The organism is Reyranella sp., assembly GCF_036558665.1.
In the GTDB taxonomy this organism is placed as follows: domain Bacteria; phylum Pseudomonadota; class Alphaproteobacteria; order Reyranellales; family Reyranellaceae; genus Reyranella.
The window spans coordinates 38,320-53,365 of the sequence record NZ_DATBFE010000097.1; the positions used below are offsets into that span (position 1 = coordinate 38,320).

General features: G+C 64.0%; 12 protein-coding genes, 1 tRNA gene and 2 rRNA genes. 2 read left to right on the forward strand and 13 right to left on the reverse strand.

Annotated features, from left to right (window positions below; genetic code table 11):
- Positions 1–18 precede the first annotated feature (18 nt).
- The 10 genes from VH499_RS16005 to VH499_RS16050 form a co-directional block, all read right to left on the reverse strand.
- Positions 19–1,095 (reverse strand): branched-chain amino acid ABC transporter permease, encoded by a 1,077-nt coding sequence (locus VH499_RS16005; RefSeq protein WP_332053744.1) that lies wholly within the window; start codon positions 1,093–1,095, stop codon positions 19–21.
- 12 nt (positions 1,096–1,107) lie between these two features.
- Positions 1,108–2,031 (reverse strand): branched-chain amino acid ABC transporter permease, encoded by a 924-nt coding sequence (locus VH499_RS16010; protein ID WP_332053745.1) that lies wholly within the window; start codon positions 2,029–2,031, stop codon positions 1,108–1,110.
- A gap of 12 nt (positions 2,032–2,043) precedes the next feature.
- Positions 2,044–2,835 (reverse strand): ABC transporter ATP-binding protein, encoded by a 792-nt coding sequence (locus VH499_RS16015; protein ID WP_332053746.1) that lies wholly within the window; start codon positions 2,833–2,835, stop codon positions 2,044–2,046.
- Between the two features lie 5 nt (positions 2,836–2,840).
- Positions 2,841–4,808: an AMP-binding protein gene (locus tag VH499_RS16020; RefSeq protein ID WP_332053747.1), complete on the reverse strand. Its 1,968-nt coding sequence runs from the start codon at positions 4,806–4,808 to the stop codon at positions 2,841–2,843.
- A gap of 183 nt (positions 4,809–4,991) precedes the next feature.
- On the reverse strand, positions 4,992–6,215 hold the full coding sequence (locus VH499_RS16025; protein WP_332053748.1) for a cytochrome P450: 1,224 nt from the start codon (positions 6,213–6,215) through the stop codon (positions 4,992–4,994).
- Positions 6,216–6,307: 92 nt separating this feature from the next.
- Positions 6,308–7,639 (reverse strand): FAD-dependent oxidoreductase, encoded by a 1,332-nt coding sequence (locus tag VH499_RS16030; RefSeq protein WP_332053749.1) that lies wholly within the window; start codon positions 7,637–7,639, stop codon positions 6,308–6,310.
- 30 nt (positions 7,640–7,669) lie between these two features.
- Positions 7,670–8,461, reverse strand: coding sequence for an ABC transporter permease (locus VH499_RS16035; protein ID WP_332053750.1), 792 nt, complete (start codon positions 8,459–8,461; stop codon positions 7,670–7,672).
- Positions 8,458–9,264 carry an ABC transporter permease gene (locus tag VH499_RS16040; protein ID WP_332053751.1) on the reverse strand — a complete coding sequence of 269 codons (807 nt, stop codon included), beginning with the start codon at positions 9,262–9,264 and terminating at the stop codon, positions 8,458–8,460. The genes VH499_RS16035 and VH499_RS16040 overlap by 4 nt, the downstream gene beginning before the upstream one ends.
- 99 nt (positions 9,265–9,363) lie before the next feature.
- Positions 9,364–10,404 (reverse strand): ABC transporter ATP-binding protein, encoded by a 1,041-nt coding sequence (locus VH499_RS16045; RefSeq protein ID WP_332053752.1) that lies wholly within the window; start codon positions 10,402–10,404, stop codon positions 9,364–9,366.
- Between the two features lie 14 nt (positions 10,405–10,418).
- A complete protein-coding gene (locus tag VH499_RS16050; protein ID WP_332053753.1) occupies positions 10,419–11,483 on the reverse strand; it encodes an ABC transporter substrate-binding protein in 1,065 nt (354 codons plus the stop codon).
- A gap of 218 nt (positions 11,484–11,701) precedes the next feature.
- Between VH499_RS16050 and VH499_RS16055 the strand changes: the two genes are divergently transcribed.
- Together VH499_RS16055 and VH499_RS16060 are read left to right on the forward strand one after the other, a co-directional pair.
- On the forward strand, positions 11,702–12,469 hold the full coding sequence (locus VH499_RS16055) for an SDR family NAD(P)-dependent oxidoreductase (protein ID WP_332053754.1): 768 nt from the start codon (positions 11,702–11,704) through the stop codon (positions 12,467–12,469).
- A 157-nt stretch (positions 12,470–12,626) separates the two neighbouring features.
- Positions 12,627–13,436, forward strand: a complete 810-nt coding sequence (locus VH499_RS16060) for an abortive infection family protein (RefSeq protein ID WP_332053755.1) — start codon at positions 12,627–12,629, stop codon at positions 13,434–13,436.
- 148 nt (positions 13,437–13,584) lie between these two features.
- On the opposite strand, the gene VH499_RS16065 is transcribed toward VH499_RS16060, so the two are convergent.
- From VH499_RS16065 to VH499_RS16075, 3 genes are all read right to left on the reverse strand, one after another.
- Positions 13,585–13,661, reverse strand: a tRNA-Met gene (locus VH499_RS16065).
- Positions 13,662–13,740: 79 nt separating this feature from the next.
- Positions 13,741–13,855, reverse strand: a 5S ribosomal RNA gene (gene rrf / locus VH499_RS16070).
- Positions 13,856–13,930: 75 nt separating this feature from the next.
- Positions 13,931–15,046: ribosomal RNA gene (locus VH499_RS16075) — 23S ribosomal RNA — on the reverse strand; the annotation flags it as partial.

The window sequence follows — 15,046 nt, forward strand, 5'->3', positions numbered from 1 at the left end:
AACCCTAGCCTCTCTCCGTCAGTGCGGAAAGGGCCACAAGCGAAGCTTCTCCTTGCCGATCGACCACAGGCGGGCCAGGCCGCGCGGTTCGACCACCAGGAAAAACACGATGAGGGCGCCGAAGATCATCGATTCGAAATGGGACACCGTCGCCGTGCTGATCTGCCAGCCGACGGCCGCTCCCAGAGGCGGCAGCGCCTGGTTGAGAAAGATCGGCAGCAGCACGATGAAGATGGCGCCGAGCGCACTGCCCAGGATCGATCCCAGTCCGCCAATGATGACCATGAACATGAGCGTGAAGGAGCGGCCGATGTCGAATGCCGCCGGTTCCCACGAACCGAGGTAGAGGAAGGCCCACATGGCGCCGGCCACGCCGATCAGGAACGACGACACGGCGAAGGCCGACAGCTTGGCGTACATCGGCCGCACGCCAATGATCTCGGCCGCGATGTCCATGTCGCGAATCGCCATCCACTGTCGGCCGATATGGCCGCGCACGATGTTCTTGACGCCAAGCGCCAGGACCACGGTGAAGCAGAGCGCCACCAGGTAGTTCGCGGTGGGCGAGCTCAGGTCCCAGCCGAAGAGCTGCAGCGGCGGAGCATTGACGGAGCCCGAAGGCGTATCGTTCGTGATCCACCTGACGCGAAGGAACGCCCAATCGCCAAAGAATTGCGCCGCCAGGGTAGCGCAGGCGAGATAGAAGCCCTTGATGCGCAGGCTCGGGATGCCGAAGACGATGCCGACCGCCGCCGCGACGAAGCCGCTCAACAGGATGCAAACGAAAGGATTGAGAAACGGCAGGCGGATGGCCAGATTGTAGGCGGCGTACGCACCGATGCCCATGAACGCGCCCGAGCCCAGCGAGACCTGGCCGCAGTACCCCATCAGCACATTCAGTCCGATTGCCGCCAGGGACAGGATCACGGTCGGAATCAGCACCGCGCGATAGACATACTCGCTGGCAACGAAAGGCACGACCAGGAAGGCGATGACGAGCAGCGCCAGCATCGCCAAGCGGTCCTGCGCGATCGGGAAGATCGCCTGATCGGCCTGGTAGCTCGCCTTGTACTGGCCGGCTTCGCGGTAGATCACGACGCTCCTCCCTCACACGCGCTCGATGATGCGCTCGCCGAACAGGCCTTGCGGCCTGACCAGCAGGAACAGAAGCGCCAGGACGTAGGCGAACCAGATCTCGATGCCGCCGCCCATCGACGGGCCCAGGAACACTTCGGCAAGCTTCTCGCCCGCACCGATGATCAAACCGCCGATGATGGCGCCCGGTACCGAGGTGAAGCCGCCCAGGATCAGCACCGGCAGCGCCTTCAGCGCCAGCAGGGAGAGCGAGAACTGCACGCCCAGCTTGCTGCCCCACACGGTTCCCGCCACCAGGGCGACCAGCCCCGCCACCAGCCAAACGATGAACCAGATCTGGTTCAATGGAATACCGACCGACTGGGCGGCCGCGTGGTCGTCCGCCACGGCGCGCAGCGCCCGGCCGATGCGCGTCCTCTGGAAGAATAGCGCCAGGCCGGCCACCAGCAGGCCCGCGATCACGGCGGCCCAGATGTCGAGCTCGTTCACCAGGATGCCGCCATCGAACAGCGACTCGAGGAGGAAGACCGGATCCTTGGGGAGGCCGACGTTGAGCGGATAGACGTCGGCGCCAAACAGGCTCTGCGACAGGCCCTCCAGGAAGAAGGTGACGCCAATGGTGGCCATGAAGAGGATGATCCCTTCCTGGTTCACCAGCTTGCGCAACACCAGTCGCTCCGCAGCCCAGGCGATGATCGCCATGATCACCGCGGCGAAGACAAAGGCCGACAACAGGGCGACGGCAAATGGCCAATGCCACTGCTCGAAGACGTCGAGGGCGCGGACCAGAGCGAGTGCCGCCGTCAACACCATGGCGCCCTGCGCGAAATTGAACACGCCGGAAGCCTTGAAGATCAGCACGAAGCCCAGCGCCACCAGCGAATAGAGCACGCCCGCCAGCAAGCCGCCGATCAGAACCTCGAGGAAGAAGCCCATGGTCGCGTCCTCTTAATGGCTGACGCCGAGATAGGCATCGATGACCGCCTTGTCGTGCTTGACCGCCTCAGGTGGGCCATCGCCGATCTTCTTTCCATAGTCGAGCACGACAAGGCGGTCGGAGATGTCCATGACTACGCCCATGTCATGCTCGATCAGGCAGATGGTCGTGCCAAACTCGTCGTTCACATCGAGCACGAAGCGGCACATGTCTTCTTTCTCTTCTAGGTTCATCCCGGCCATGGGCTCGTCGAGCAGCAGCAGCTCCGGTTCGGCAGCGAGCGCGCGGCCGAGCTCGACGCGCTTCTGCAGGCCATACGGAAGCTGGCCTACAGGCACCTTGCGGATATGCTGAATCTCGAGGAAGTCGATGATTCGCTCGACCGCCTTGCGATGGTCGATCTCCTCGCGCTCGGCCGGTCCCAGTCGCAACGCCTGCCAGAAGAGGCCGGTCCTCATGGCCAGGTTGCGGCCGGTCATGATGTTGTCGAGCGTCGACATACCGCGAAAAAGCGCGATGTTCTGAAAGGTCCGGGCGATGCCCTGCTCGGCCGCCTCGTGCGGCCGCATGCGCGAGCGGCGCTGCCCCTTGTAGGTGATGGCTCCCTCTTGCGGATGGTAGAAGCCGTTGATGCAGTTCAGCAGCGACGACTTGCCGGCACCATTGGGACCGATGATGGCGCGAATCTCGCCTTTCTTGATATCGAAGCTGATGTCGGTCAGCGCCTTCACCCCGCCGAACGACAGGCTGATGCTCTCGACCGAGAGCAGGACGTCGGTCAAGGAGCGCACGCGGTCGGCCATCTCGGTCAGCTCGCCTTCTTGAGTGGCGCCGCCGGCAGGGGCGCCAGATCGCGGATTTGCACGGTCCCCTCGATCGTGCCTTTGCGGCCGTCCTCGAATGTGACGCCGACCTTCATATGGGCGCTCCTGGAGCCGTCATAGAGCGCCTCGACAAGGGGCTTGTAGCGTTCACCGATGAAGCCACGTCGTACCTTGTTCGTACGCGTCAACTCGCCATCGTCGGCATCGAGCGCCTTGTGAAGGACCAGGAAACGCCGAATCTGGGCGCCCGCCATGCGCGGATCATTGGCGAGGTCGCGGTTCACGCGTTCGATCTCGCCCTGGATCAGGTCATAGACTTCGGGCCGGCCCGCCAGTTCCTGGTAGCTCGCATAGGCGATATTGCGTCGCTCGGCCCAATCGCCGACCGCCGTGATGTCGATATTGACGAATGCCGCGACGAAGTCGCGACCTTGCCCGAAGACAACCGCCTCGTTGATGTGGGAAAAGAACTTCAGCTTGTTCTCGATGAACTTCGGCGCAAACAGCGTACCATCGTTCAACTTCCCGACATCCCTGGCGCGGTCGATGATGCGCAGGTGGCCACGCTCATCAAGATAGCCGGCATCGCCGGTATGCACCCAGCCGTCGGCCGTCTTCGTGTCGTTCGTCGCCTCGGGATTCTTGAAGTATTCCTTGAATACGCCGGGACTGCGGTAGAGCACTTCGCCCGAGCTGCCGATCCTGAGCTCGACATCCGAGACCGGCTTGCCGACCGTATCGGAATAGACCTCGCCGTTGGGATGGATGGTGACGAACACCGAGGCCTCGGTCTGGCCGTAGAGCTGCTTCATGTTGATGCCGAGCGCGCGGTAGAAGCTGAAAATCTCGGAGCCGACGGCTTCCCCCGCGGTGTAGGCGACCCGAACGCGGCTCATGCCCAGGGAATTCTTGAGCGGTCCATAGACCAGCAAATCGCCCAGCCGGTAGAGCAGGCGATCCGCCAGCGATACCTTCTTGCCGTCGAGCAGAGCCGGACCGATCCGACGCGCCAGGCCGACGAAGATCTGAAACAGCTTGCGCTTTACGAGGCCGGCATCCTCCATGCGGATGGTGACCTGGGTGATCAGGTTCTCGAGCACGCGTGGCGGCGCAAAATAATAGGTCGGCCCGATCTCGCGCAGGTCGTTCATCACTGTGGTGGCCGACTCCGGGCAATTGACTACCAGGCCGACGACATAGCCCTGGGCGTAGGAGAAGATGTGATCGCCCACCCAGGCCATCGGCAAATAGGAGAGAAGCTCATCGCCTTCCCTCAGGCCGTCGAAGTGAGCGCCAGCCCTGGCCGCCCAGACAAGATTGTCGTAGCTCAGCACCGCTCCCTTCGGGCGGCCCGTGGTGCCGGACGTGTAGAGAATGATCGCGTCGTCGGCGCCGCATCCCTTGGCCGCTTCGGCGGCGACCGACTCCGGCCTCCCGGCCAAAAGCTTCGTTCCGCGCTCTTGTACCTCGCTGTAGGACAGCAGACCCTCGTAGTGACGCAGGCCTCGTGGATCGTCGTAGATCAGGACCGACAATGCCGGTGCGCTCTTGCGGATCTCGAGAAGCTTGTCGATCTGCTCCTGATTTTCGGCGATGGCGAAGCGGGCTCCGGCGTGTTCGACGACATAGGCGAGCTCCTCCGCGACGGAATCCTGGTAGACCGGCACGGGCACGCCCCCCAGGGACTGCGCCGCACAGATCGCCCAGTACAGCCGCGGGCGATTGTCGCCCACCACGATCAGCCTGTCGCCGCGGCTGAAGCCCAGGACGACCAGACCGGCCGCCAGCCGCTCGACCTCGCTGGCAACATGGGCCCAACTGTACGTCTGCCAGATGCCGAACTCCTTTTCGCGATAGGCTGGCCGATCGCCGCCGGCGCGCGCGCGCGCTGCCAGCATCTTGGGAAAAGTGTCCAGAGCCTCTGAGCCGTGGCTGGACCCTGCCGTGGTCATCCCTGCTTCTTCCCCTCCCCAATTCGGCCGGTCGACCGGCTCTTGGCGCATCCCTGTTTCGCAGGGCGCGGTCAAATCAGCTAGCCACAGGCAAATCACGCCGGTCAAGGGAATGGCGGGCGCCCAACGACGATTTCCGGCGTACAGGCCAAGCTTTCCCGGCCCGCCTCCGGGCTTGCCCGGCTAGCCGAGCCGAACCGGCAGGCTCTTGACGCCCCGCAGGATGAGCGAATCGTGCCATTGCGGTTCGCCGGCCGAGAGCCGGAGGCCCGGCAGTCGTTCGCTGAGCCGCCGCGCGGCGATCTGGGCCTCCAACCGGGCAAGCGGCGCGCCGAGGCAGAAGTGGATGCCGTGACCGAACGTCAGGTGGGGATTCTGGTCGCGGCCGATGTCGAAGCGTTCCGGCTCCTCGAACGCCTCGGGATCGCGATTGGCCGAGTTCACGAAGGCGAAGACGCGGTCGCCGGCGCGGATGGTCTTGCCCGCCATCTCGATGTCGCCGGACGCCACGCGCGCGAGCGCGCCTGACGGACCATCAAAGCGCAGATATTCCTCGACGGCCGTGGCAACGAGCGACGGCTGGGCAATCAAGCGTTCCCATTGCCCGCGATGGAGCATCGAATAGAGGAAGCCGTTGCCGATGAGGTTGGTCGTCGTCTCGTGGCCAGCGAAGAGCAGCAGGATACACGTGCCGATGATCTCATCGGTCGTAAGCGCATCGGCCTCGTCGCGCGCGGTCACGAGCTTGCTGATCATGTCGGCCGCCGGCTCGGCCGTGCGCCGCTCCACCAGGTCGCGGAAATAGTCGGCCATCGCCCTGGCGCCAGCCTCTGCCCGCAAATACTTGTTGCCGGCCACCTGGGCCGTGCCGATGAAAAGCGCGATGTCGTCCGACCAGACTTTCATGCGGACGAGATCGGCGCGCGGCACACCCAAGAGGTCCATGATCACGGAGGCGGGCAATGGGTAGGCGAAGTCGACGATGAAGTCGGCCGTCCCATCATGCCTGGCCTTGGTCCGCATGCCCTCGATCAGCTCGGCGACGATGCTCTCGACGTTGGGCCGAAGATCTTCGACCGAAGTCGGCGTGAACGCCTTGTTGAACAGCCGGCGCAGGCGCGTGTGGTCCGGCGGGTCGCGAAACACCATCCAGTGATTGAGGTAGCGCACCAGACTCTCGATCGCGCCCCTCTGGTACTCGGGATTGGCCTTGAAGAAAGGTGTCAGCCGATCGGCCGAGATCTGCCTGTTGTTGAGGGCTACGTGCTTGACGTCGGCATAACGCGTGACGATCCACGCCTTCATCGCCGGCGACCAGTGGATCGGGTCCTCGGTCCGCAGCCGGGCGAATTCGGGAAAGGGATTGGAATTGGTGGCGGGATTGCCGAGGTCGAAGACGTAGCCCATGCCCGAGGCTACCGAGAAGGCGCGATCGAAGCTACACGGATGCGCGACAAGTTCCGTTGGTCAAATGCTGCTCGCCTGAGGAAGAAGGAAGACTATGCCGTGACGCGGTCCCACCAGTCGCGGCTGCGGTACCAAGCGCCGACGAGGGGCAGCACCCACTCCGGATTGCCGTTGTAGAAGGGCACGGTCGGAAAGGGCTGGCCGTCGAAGGCATTCACAGGCGCGTTCGAGGCGCCAACGATCTTGCGGGCGGTCTGGTAGCCGAGATAGCTCATCATCGCGACGCCGGAGCCGTTGCACGCCATCAGGTAGTGCATCCCCTGCTCCTCGCCCATGTGCGGCAGGAAATCGAAGGCGAATGCCACGTTGCCGGTCCAGGCGTGGGTGATCCTCACACCCTTGAGCTGGGGCCAGCGCTCCAGCATGTAGCGGTGGAGCACCGGCGCACTGACCTCGGGTGGGACCTGCGTGAAGCGGGCGCGGCCACCGAAGATCACCCGCTTGTTGTCGGGCGACTGACGGTAGTAGCAGAGCACGCGCTTGGTATCCGAGACAACGCGGTTCTTCGGGATCAGGCTCCGCACCAGGTCCTCGGGTAACTCCTCGGTCGCGATGATGTGGCTCGCCACCGGCACGAGGCGGCGCTTGAGGGTCGGCGTGAGTTCGGTGGTATAGCCGTTCGTCGCGATCACCACCGCGCGGGCCTCGATCGGTCCCTTGCTGGTGAGCACGCGGAAACCCGCGGTCTTGCGCTCGATCTTCTCGGCGTCGCAGTTGGCGCACAGCTTGGCACCGGCTCGGTGCGCAGCCTCGAGCAGACCGCCATAGTAGAGGGCGGGGTGGAGCTGGCCGGTCCGCTCTACGACCATGCCGCCGTAATAGTAGTCGGAGGCGATTTCCTCGCGCTGGCGGTCGCGCGAGATCATGTAGGTGCCGAGCTTGGCCCCGGCGTTGTAGGTTGCGACCTTGGCCTCCTGCTCCCGGTAGTGGCGAGGCGTATAGGCGCCGGAGAAGCGGCCGTTCATGCGCCAGTGGCAGTCGATACCCTCGCGCTGGATCACGGTCTCGACCTGCGTGAGCGAATCGGCAGCGTCGGCGAGCATGCGCGCCATGATCCTCTTCCACGCTTCGGGATCGCCGCCGACGCCCTTGCCCGAAAAGCCCTTGCCCATGGTCGTACCGCCGCTGACGCCACCGCCGTTGCGCGTCGAGGCGCCGACCCCGAACTCGCCGCGCTCCAGCACGGCGACCTCGACCCCGGACCGCGCGAGCTCGAGTGCCGTCGAGAGCCCGCCATACCCCGCGCCGACCACGAGCACGTCGATTTTCAGCGGTGGATCCTGCGACAGCTCGCTGGAGGGATGCCACCACTCCCACCACCAAGGCATGGCCTTGAAATCCTTGTGGAACACCGAATCGGGCATAACTCCCTCCAACGAACTCGAGAACGCTCGTTACCTGACGCTATCTCTCAGGCCGCGACCGAAGCGCCCGATCAGGACCAGGACCACCGACACCAGCAAGATCTGCATGACGGAAACGGCCGCGATGGTCGGGTCGATCTCCATCATGATGTTGTCGAACATCTTCTTGGGCAGCGTCATGTTCGCGCCCGCCAGAAACAGCGCCACGACGAGCTCGTCGAAGGACGAGATGAAGGCCAGGAGCCCCGCCGAGACGAGGCTTGGCCGAAGCAGCGGCAGCGTTACCCGGCGCAGCGTCTGCCAGCGGCCGGCTCCCAGTCCCTCGGCCGCCTGCTCCAGGGAATGGTCGAAGTCGCGCAGACCGGCGGCGATCACCAGCACCACGAAAGGCATCGCCAGCACGGTGTGGACGACGACGAGTCCGTACCAGGTGCCGATCAGCTTCAGCTTTGCGAACAGGCCGTAAACCGCGACGGACAGGATTATGGTGGGCACGATGATCGGCGCGAGCGCGAGGCGGTCGACCAGCACGCGGCCGATGAAGCGGCCGCGCACCAGGCTGAAGGCAAGCGGCACGCCGAGCGCAAGAGCGAGGAAGGCGGTTGCGCCGCCGATATAGACCGAGCGCCCGGTCGAATCGATCCATTGCGGATCATCGAGATAGCGCTCGTACCACTGCCAGCTGAGGCCGGGCGGCGGGAATTGCATATAGGGCGCCGACGAGAGCGAGATCGGAAAGACCACGAGCAGTGGCAGCATGAGGAAGAAGTCGATCAGGGCGCATACCGCGACCAGGAGGCGTCGGCTCCAGGTGGGCCTCATTGCGCCCGTTCCGGCCGGCTAACGCGCTGCATGATCGTGTAGACGACAAGAGTGAAGGCCAGCAGCACGGCCGAGAGCGCCGCGGCAAACGGCCAGTTCAGCGCCTCGCGCACCTGCTGCTCGATCAACACGGCGATCATGATGACGCGGCCGCCGCCCAACAGCGCCGGCGTGATGAAGAAGCCGAGCGAGAGCACGAAGACGAGGACGCAGCCGGCGAAGATGCCATTCAGCGTGAGGGGCAACCAGACGCGCCAGAAGATGCCCGGCGCCGAGGCACCGAGGCCCGCGGCCGCGGCCGGGATCGCCGGATCGACCTTGCGCACGGCGCCATAGATCGGCAGCACCATATAGGGTAGCAGGACGTGGACCATGCCGATCAGGACACCGGCAAAATTGTGCAGGAGCGGGATTGGATCGGTGATGACGCCGGCATCCACAAGCATCCGGTTGATGACTCCGTTTCGCCCGAGCAGCACCATCCAGGCATAGGTGCGGACCAGCACTGACGTCCAGAGCGGCAGCACCACGAAGATGAAGCCGAGGGTCGCCCAACCGGACGTAGTCGTCGCCATCAGGAAGCCCAGGGGATAGCCGAGCAGGAGGCAGAACAGCGTGACCAGCAGCGCGATCTCGAAGGTATTCCAGAAGACGCGAAGATAGAGTCCCTCCCCCAGCGCCTTGGCGTACCAGTCGAGGGTGCCGCCCTCGAGGCTGACGCCCAGCAAGCGTAGCACCGGAAGCAGGAAGACGGCGACGAGCAGGACCAGCGCGGGCAGCGCGGGCAAGAGCGATCTGTTCATGGCGCGCACCCCCGCGCCACGCCGGCTGTCCCGGGCGAGGCGAAGGATCCCTTGCGGCGCTCGAAATGACGCCGGCGCGCGCCGAAGGGGTCACGGTTCCTAGAACACATGGACCGACTCGGGGTCGATGCCGACGGTGATCCTGGCACCGGCCGTGGGCAGCGGACCGCGCGCAGGCTGGCGGACCAAGAGCTCGATCCCACCCTCGCAGGCCAGCCGCAGCTTGAAGCCCGTACCGAGATAGACCGACTCGATCACCTCGCCGGCGAACCGGTTGGCACCGGAGGGGCCAAAGCGTTCCGGCCGCATCAGGACGCCGACTCCCGCGCCTACGGGCTTGTCGCTCCTGACGGCGAGCGTGCCGCCGCGAAGCAACGTGACCGTTCCCGGCGCCGAAAGCGTTCCATGGAAGATGTTGCTCTCGCCTACGAAGTCGGCGACGAAGTCGTTGGCCGGGCGCTCGTAGATCTCCGTCGTCGTAGCAATCTGTTGCACCGCACCGCGGTGCATTACGGCGATACGGTCGGAGAGGATGAGTGCTTCCTCCTGGTCGTGGGTGATGAAGATGGTCGTAACGCCGAGGCGGCGCTGAAGGCGGCGCACCTCGAGCTGCATGGTCTCGCGCAGCTTGCGATCCAGGGCCCCGAACGGCTCGTCCAGCAACAGCAAACGCGGGTTGAACACGATGGCTCGGGCAAGGGCCACGCGCTGCTGCTGGCCGCCCGAAAGCTGCCGGGGCAGGCGCGCCTCGTAGCCCTCGAGCTCGACCATCGCCAGCGCCTCGGTCACCCGCTTGTCGATCTCGGCCTTGGCAACATTGCGCATCTCGAGCGGGAACGCGACGTTGCCCTTGACCGTAAGATGCGGGAACAGCGCGTAGTTCTGAAATACCATGCCGATGTCGCGCCTTGCCGCCGGCAGTGACGTGATCTCGGCGCCACCAAGCCTCACGCTGCCACCGTCCGGCGCCTCGAAGCCCGCGACGACCTTGAGCAGGGTGGTCTTGCCCGATCCGCTCGGACCCAGGATGGTCAGAAGCTCGCCTTGGGCGACCTCAAGCGAAACGCGGTCCAACGCAACCACGTCGCCGAAGCGCTTGCCGATGCCCTCGACTCGCAGCTCGGCGGAAGCCGCACGCATACTCAAAGCGCGGATCAGCCGTTTTTCAGCATCCACGCGTTCCAGAGCTCCGCCGCTTTGGTGCCGTTCTCGGCGTACCATTCGTCGCTGATCCAGAACTGCTTGTCGAGATAGGCCGTGGGCAGGTACGGCTTCACCTTGGGATCGACGAAATCCAGCGATTCGAGGTTGAGACCGGGATAACCGAGCTCGGACGCATAGACGGCCTGCTGCTGCGGCACGGCGAGCTCGGCCAGCATCTTGTTGGCCCAATAGGGATTCTTGGCGCCGCGCGGAATAGCGAAGCTGCCCTGCTTCAACGCCCCCTGGTTCCACTCGACCTGTACGGGCGCCCCCTTCTTGATGATGTCGTAGAAACGGCCGTTCCAGCCGGTCGCGAGCACGACCTCCTTGTCGAGCAGGAGCTGTGCAGGCTGCTGGCCGGTCGACCACCAGGCGGTGACGTGCGGCTTGATCTGGTCGAGCTTCCTGAAGGCACGGTCGAAGTCGATGGGATAGAGCTTGTTCTTGGGCACGCCGTCGGCAAGCAGCGCAAACTCGAGATTGTCGGTCGGATGGTTGCGCATGGAGCGCGCGCCGGGGAAGGTCTTGACGTCCCACCATTCGGCCCAGGTCTTGGGGTGATTGCCGTTCTTGAAGACGTCGGTGCGGTAGCCGATGATCGTGGTGTAGACTGACGAGGCAAAGACGAAGGGGTTCTGCGCCGTCGCCGGATATTTGGAGCGGTCGACGAGGTTGGTGTCGATCTTCTCCAGGAGGTTGGCCTTGCCCGCGCGGATCGCGTCCTGGCCGCCAATTTCCGTCAGGTCCCACTCGACGTTGCCGGAGTCGACCATGGCGCGCAGCTTGCCGAAATCGACCGGCGAGGTCTCGACGACGCGGATGCCATACTTCTTCTCGAAGCCGTTAAAGAACGCCTTGCGCATCGCGGCGCCCATCGACCCGCCGGAATGATTGACGACGATCTGGGCTGGTTTCGGTGGCTCGGCCTGTGCGAACGCCCCGTTCGTGAGGCCGGCGACGGCAGCACCTCCCATCAGCGAGACGGCTTGGCGGCGGCGCACGCGCTTGATGTCCATGGCTGGTCCCCTCTGCGATTTCCCCCTGCCCGACTGTAGGAGTGCCCCTCTACGGGGGCAACAACCATGCGCCTGACCTCGCATGGGCGCGTCGCCGGGAGATATGGGAATCGTCAGCGGCGGCGCACCAATGGCTACGGCAAGGCATCGTCGCCGATCGGGTCGTTCCCTTTTGTTGGCGAAGACGCAAGAATGCGGCACGTGGACAGGAGCAAGCCATGGCAGGACTTCTCGAGGGACACGTTGCAGCCGTGACCGGCGGAGGATCGGGCATCGGTCAGGGCATATGCCAGGCCTACGCCCGGGAAGGCGCGCGCGTGATCGTCCTCGACATCAACCTCGATGGCGCAAAGGAGACGATCGGCCTGATCGAGGCCGCAGGCGGCGCGGCATCGGCCATTGCGCTCGACGTGACGGATCGTGAGGCCTGCAAAGCCGCGGCGGCCGAAATCGGCCGCGGCGGCAAGATCTCGATTCTCGTCAACAATGCCGGCATCAACCGCCGCAATCCGATCACCGGCGAGGCCGCCGCCGTGGCCCGGGACTGGGACGATATCCTCTCGATCAATCTCGACGGCATGTTCAACGTCACGCAGGCCTTCCTCGACCAGCTCCGGGCGACCAGGGGACGGATCGTCAATATCGGCTCGATCCAGTCGTTCGTGCATGTGAGCTGGCCGAACTCGGCCGCCTATACGACGTCGAAGCACGGCGTGCTCGGGTTCACGCGGGCGCTGGCGGCGGAACTCGGCAAGGACGGCGTGCGCGTCAACGCCATCGGCCCGGGGCTGATCGAGACCAGGATCAACGCCGAGGCGCGGGCCAGGAATCCGGAGATGGTCGCCATGGTCATGCGGCACACGCCGCTCGGCCGTCCCGGCAAGCCCGCGGACATCGCGGGCCCGGCCGTCTTCCTCGCGTCGGACATGTCGGCCTACGTCACGGGTTCCATCATCATGGCCGACGGCGGTTTCCGCACCATCTGATCGTCCCGCGAAGCGGCCATGTGATATCGGGTCGGGGTTCCTGCCCCGAGAAACCGGGACTGCCAATGGCGGCCCGCCGAAGATTTTGCAAAACCAGGTTCGCCCTTTGAGCTATGCTCATCCGATCGCGCTTCATGCACGGGGAGGCGCCGGTTCCATGTCCAACGAATTCGACGTGAATGACCCGATCCCGGAGGACGCCGAAGGCCGCGCGCGGCTGCTCCAGACTGTGCTGCTCCGGGCGTGCGAAGGCCACCGCGGCCCGGCCGATGCCCATGCGTACATTGAACTGCGACGGGTGATGCGCCGCGATCCGGAACTCGAGCGGCGGCTGCCCGAGTTCGTCCTGGCGCACCGCGATCTGCCGCACCTGTGGTCCTACATCAAGGACATCGATCCGAAATGGGAGCCTCGGCGGAAGCACGTGCGTGACGCCCTGGCGCCGCTGTTCGATCACTTGCAGGCGGTCGGCGCTCGCGGGGAGACGAAGGCATCCGACGCCCTGAAAAGTCTTGATGCCGAGAGCGTTTACGCCGTCTGGCAAGAGGCACTCGAGCGACGGCATTCGGACCCCGAGGGCGCGATCGCCTGCGCGCGCACACTCCTCGAAACGGTATGCAAGCATGTCCTCGACGAGCGTGACATTACTTACTCGGAGACGTTGGATCTGCCGGTGCTTGTGAAGATGACGGCCGAGCAACTGAACCTCGCTCCGACACACCACTCCGAGACTGCATTCAAGCGCATCCTCGTCGGCGCCGCGAGCGTCATCGAAGGGCTTGGCTCCCTGCGCAGCAGGATTGATGAAGCGCACGGCCACGGCAGGCGGCCAGCAAGGCCCGTGGCACGCCATGCACAGCTTGCCGTCGGCATGGCGGGAGCCGCCGCAACCTTCATCATCGAGACGTGGGAGGCCAGGGTTGAGGATGACTTCCTCGATCTGATCGACGAGAGCAAGGGCGGCTGACGACGGTGCCTGCTCGTGGCGAGGCCGGCGCTAACCGACGTCTCGTCAGCCGTATCTCGGCCAGCTCGGCCTCGATCGATAGAGCGTCCGGTTGCCATGCGAACCCGACAGCAAAAAGCCGTCCCCTTGCGGGAACGGCCTTTTGAACTGGTTGCGGGGGCAGGATTTGAACCTACGACCTTCAGGTTATGAGCCTGACGAGCTACCGGGCTGCTCCACCCCGCGGCAAATCCATGCGTAAAGTTTTGAAATCTAGGCGAAGGTTACTTCGCCCTCATCGGAAGAGGTTCCGCGCGTTTGGAAGACCTGGCAGCGACCTACTCTCCCGTGCCTTGAGACACAGTACCATCGGCGCTGAAAGTTTTCACGGCCGAGTTCGGAATGGGATCGGGTGTTCACCCTTCGCTACAGCCACCAGGTCGTCGAAGCGCACAGAGGTCAACGTCTCGGGTACAAGGCCGAACAGCGGATGTCGACCGCTGCACGGAACGAATGAAATCAAGCCGATCGAGCTATTAGTACCGCTAAGCTGAATGCATCACTGCACTTGCACATGCGGCCTATCAACGTGGTGGTCTACCACGGCTCTCAGCGAGACCTCGTTTCGAGGCGGGTTTCACGCTTAGATGCTTTCAGCGTTTATCCCTTCAGTACATAGCTACCCAGCGCTGCGACTGGCGTCACAACTGGTACACCAGAGGTACGTCCATCCCGGTCCTCTCGTACTAAGGACGGCTCCTCTCAAGTCTCGAACACCCACAGCAGATAGGGACCAAACTGTCTCACGACGTTTTGAACCCAACTCACGTACCACTTTAATCGGCGAACAGCCGAACCCTTGGGACCTGCTCCAGCCCCAGGATGTGATGAGTCGACATCGAGGTGCCAAACACCACCGTCGCTGTGGACGCTTGGGTGGTATCAGCCTGTTATCCCCGGCGTACCTTTTATCCGTTGAGCGATGGCCCACTCACGCGGAACCACCGGATCACTATGGCCGACTTTCGTCCCTGCTCGACTTGTCAGTCTCGCAGTCAGGCGGGCTTGTGCCATTGCACTCAGCAGCCGATTTCCGACCGGCCTGAGCCCACCATCGCGCGCCTCCGTTACTCTTTGGGAGGCGACCGCCCCAGTCAAACTACCCACCATGCAGGGTCCCGGATCTGGATGACAGACCGCGGTTAGACATCAAAGAACAAAAGGGCGGTATTTCAAGGTTGCCTCCACGCGAGCTAGCGCCCGCGCTTCAAAGGCTCCCGCCTATCCTACACATCCATTCTCTAATGCCACTGCAAAGTTGTAGTAAAGGTGCACGGGGTCTTTCCGTCTAACTGCGGGTACCCCGCATCTTCACGGGGAATTCAATTTCGCCGAGCCGGTGTTGGAGACAGCGGGGAAGTCGTTACGCCATTCGTGCAGGTCGGAACTTACCCGACAAGGAATTTCGCTACCTTAGGACCGTTATAGTTACGGCCGCCGTTTACCGGGGCTTCGATTCAAGGCGTGAACCTCTCCTCTTAACCTTCCGGCACCGGGCAGGCGTCAGACCCTATACTTCGCCTCACGGCTTAGCAGAGCCCTGTGTTTTTGTTAAACAGTCGCCACCCCCT

Excerpts from the sequence above, each read along its gene's own strand:
- VH499_RS16010 (WP_332053745.1), bottom strand. The coding sequence starts at position 2,031 with ATGGGCTTCTTCCTCGAGGTTCTGATCGGCGGCTTGCTGGCGGGCGTG.
- VH499_RS16015 (WP_332053746.1), bottom strand. The coding sequence starts at position 2,835 with ATGGCCGACCGCGTGCGCTCCTTGACCGACGTCCTGCTCTCGGTCGAG.
- VH499_RS16020 (WP_332053747.1), bottom strand. The coding sequence starts at position 4,808 with ATGACCACGGCAGGGTCCAGCCACGGCTCAGAGGCTCTGGACACTTTT.
- VH499_RS16025 (WP_332053748.1), bottom strand. The coding sequence starts at position 6,215 with ATGGGCTACGTCTTCGACCTCGGCAATCCCGCCACCAATTCCAATCCC.
- VH499_RS16030 (WP_332053749.1), bottom strand. The coding sequence starts at position 7,639 with ATGCCCGATTCGGTGTTCCACAAGGATTTCAAGGCCATGCCTTGGTGG.
- VH499_RS16035 (WP_332053750.1), bottom strand. The coding sequence starts at position 8,461 with ATGAGGCCCACCTGGAGCCGACGCCTCCTGGTCGCGGTATGCGCCCTG.
- VH499_RS16040 (WP_332053751.1), bottom strand. The coding sequence starts at position 9,264 with ATGAACAGATCGCTCTTGCCCGCGCTGCCCGCGCTGGTCCTGCTCGTC.
- VH499_RS16045 (WP_332053752.1), bottom strand. The coding sequence starts at position 10,404 with ATGCGTGCGGCTTCCGCCGAGCTGCGAGTCGAGGGCATCGGCAAGCGC.
- VH499_RS16050 (WP_332053753.1), bottom strand. The coding sequence starts at position 11,483 with ATGGACATCAAGCGCGTGCGCCGCCGCCAAGCCGTCTCGCTGATGGGA.
- VH499_RS16055 (WP_332053754.1), top strand. The coding sequence starts at position 11,702 with ATGGCAGGACTTCTCGAGGGACACGTTGCAGCCGTGACCGGCGGAGGA.
- VH499_RS16060 (WP_332053755.1), top strand. The coding sequence starts at position 12,627 with ATGTCCAACGAATTCGACGTGAATGACCCGATCCCGGAGGACGCCGAA.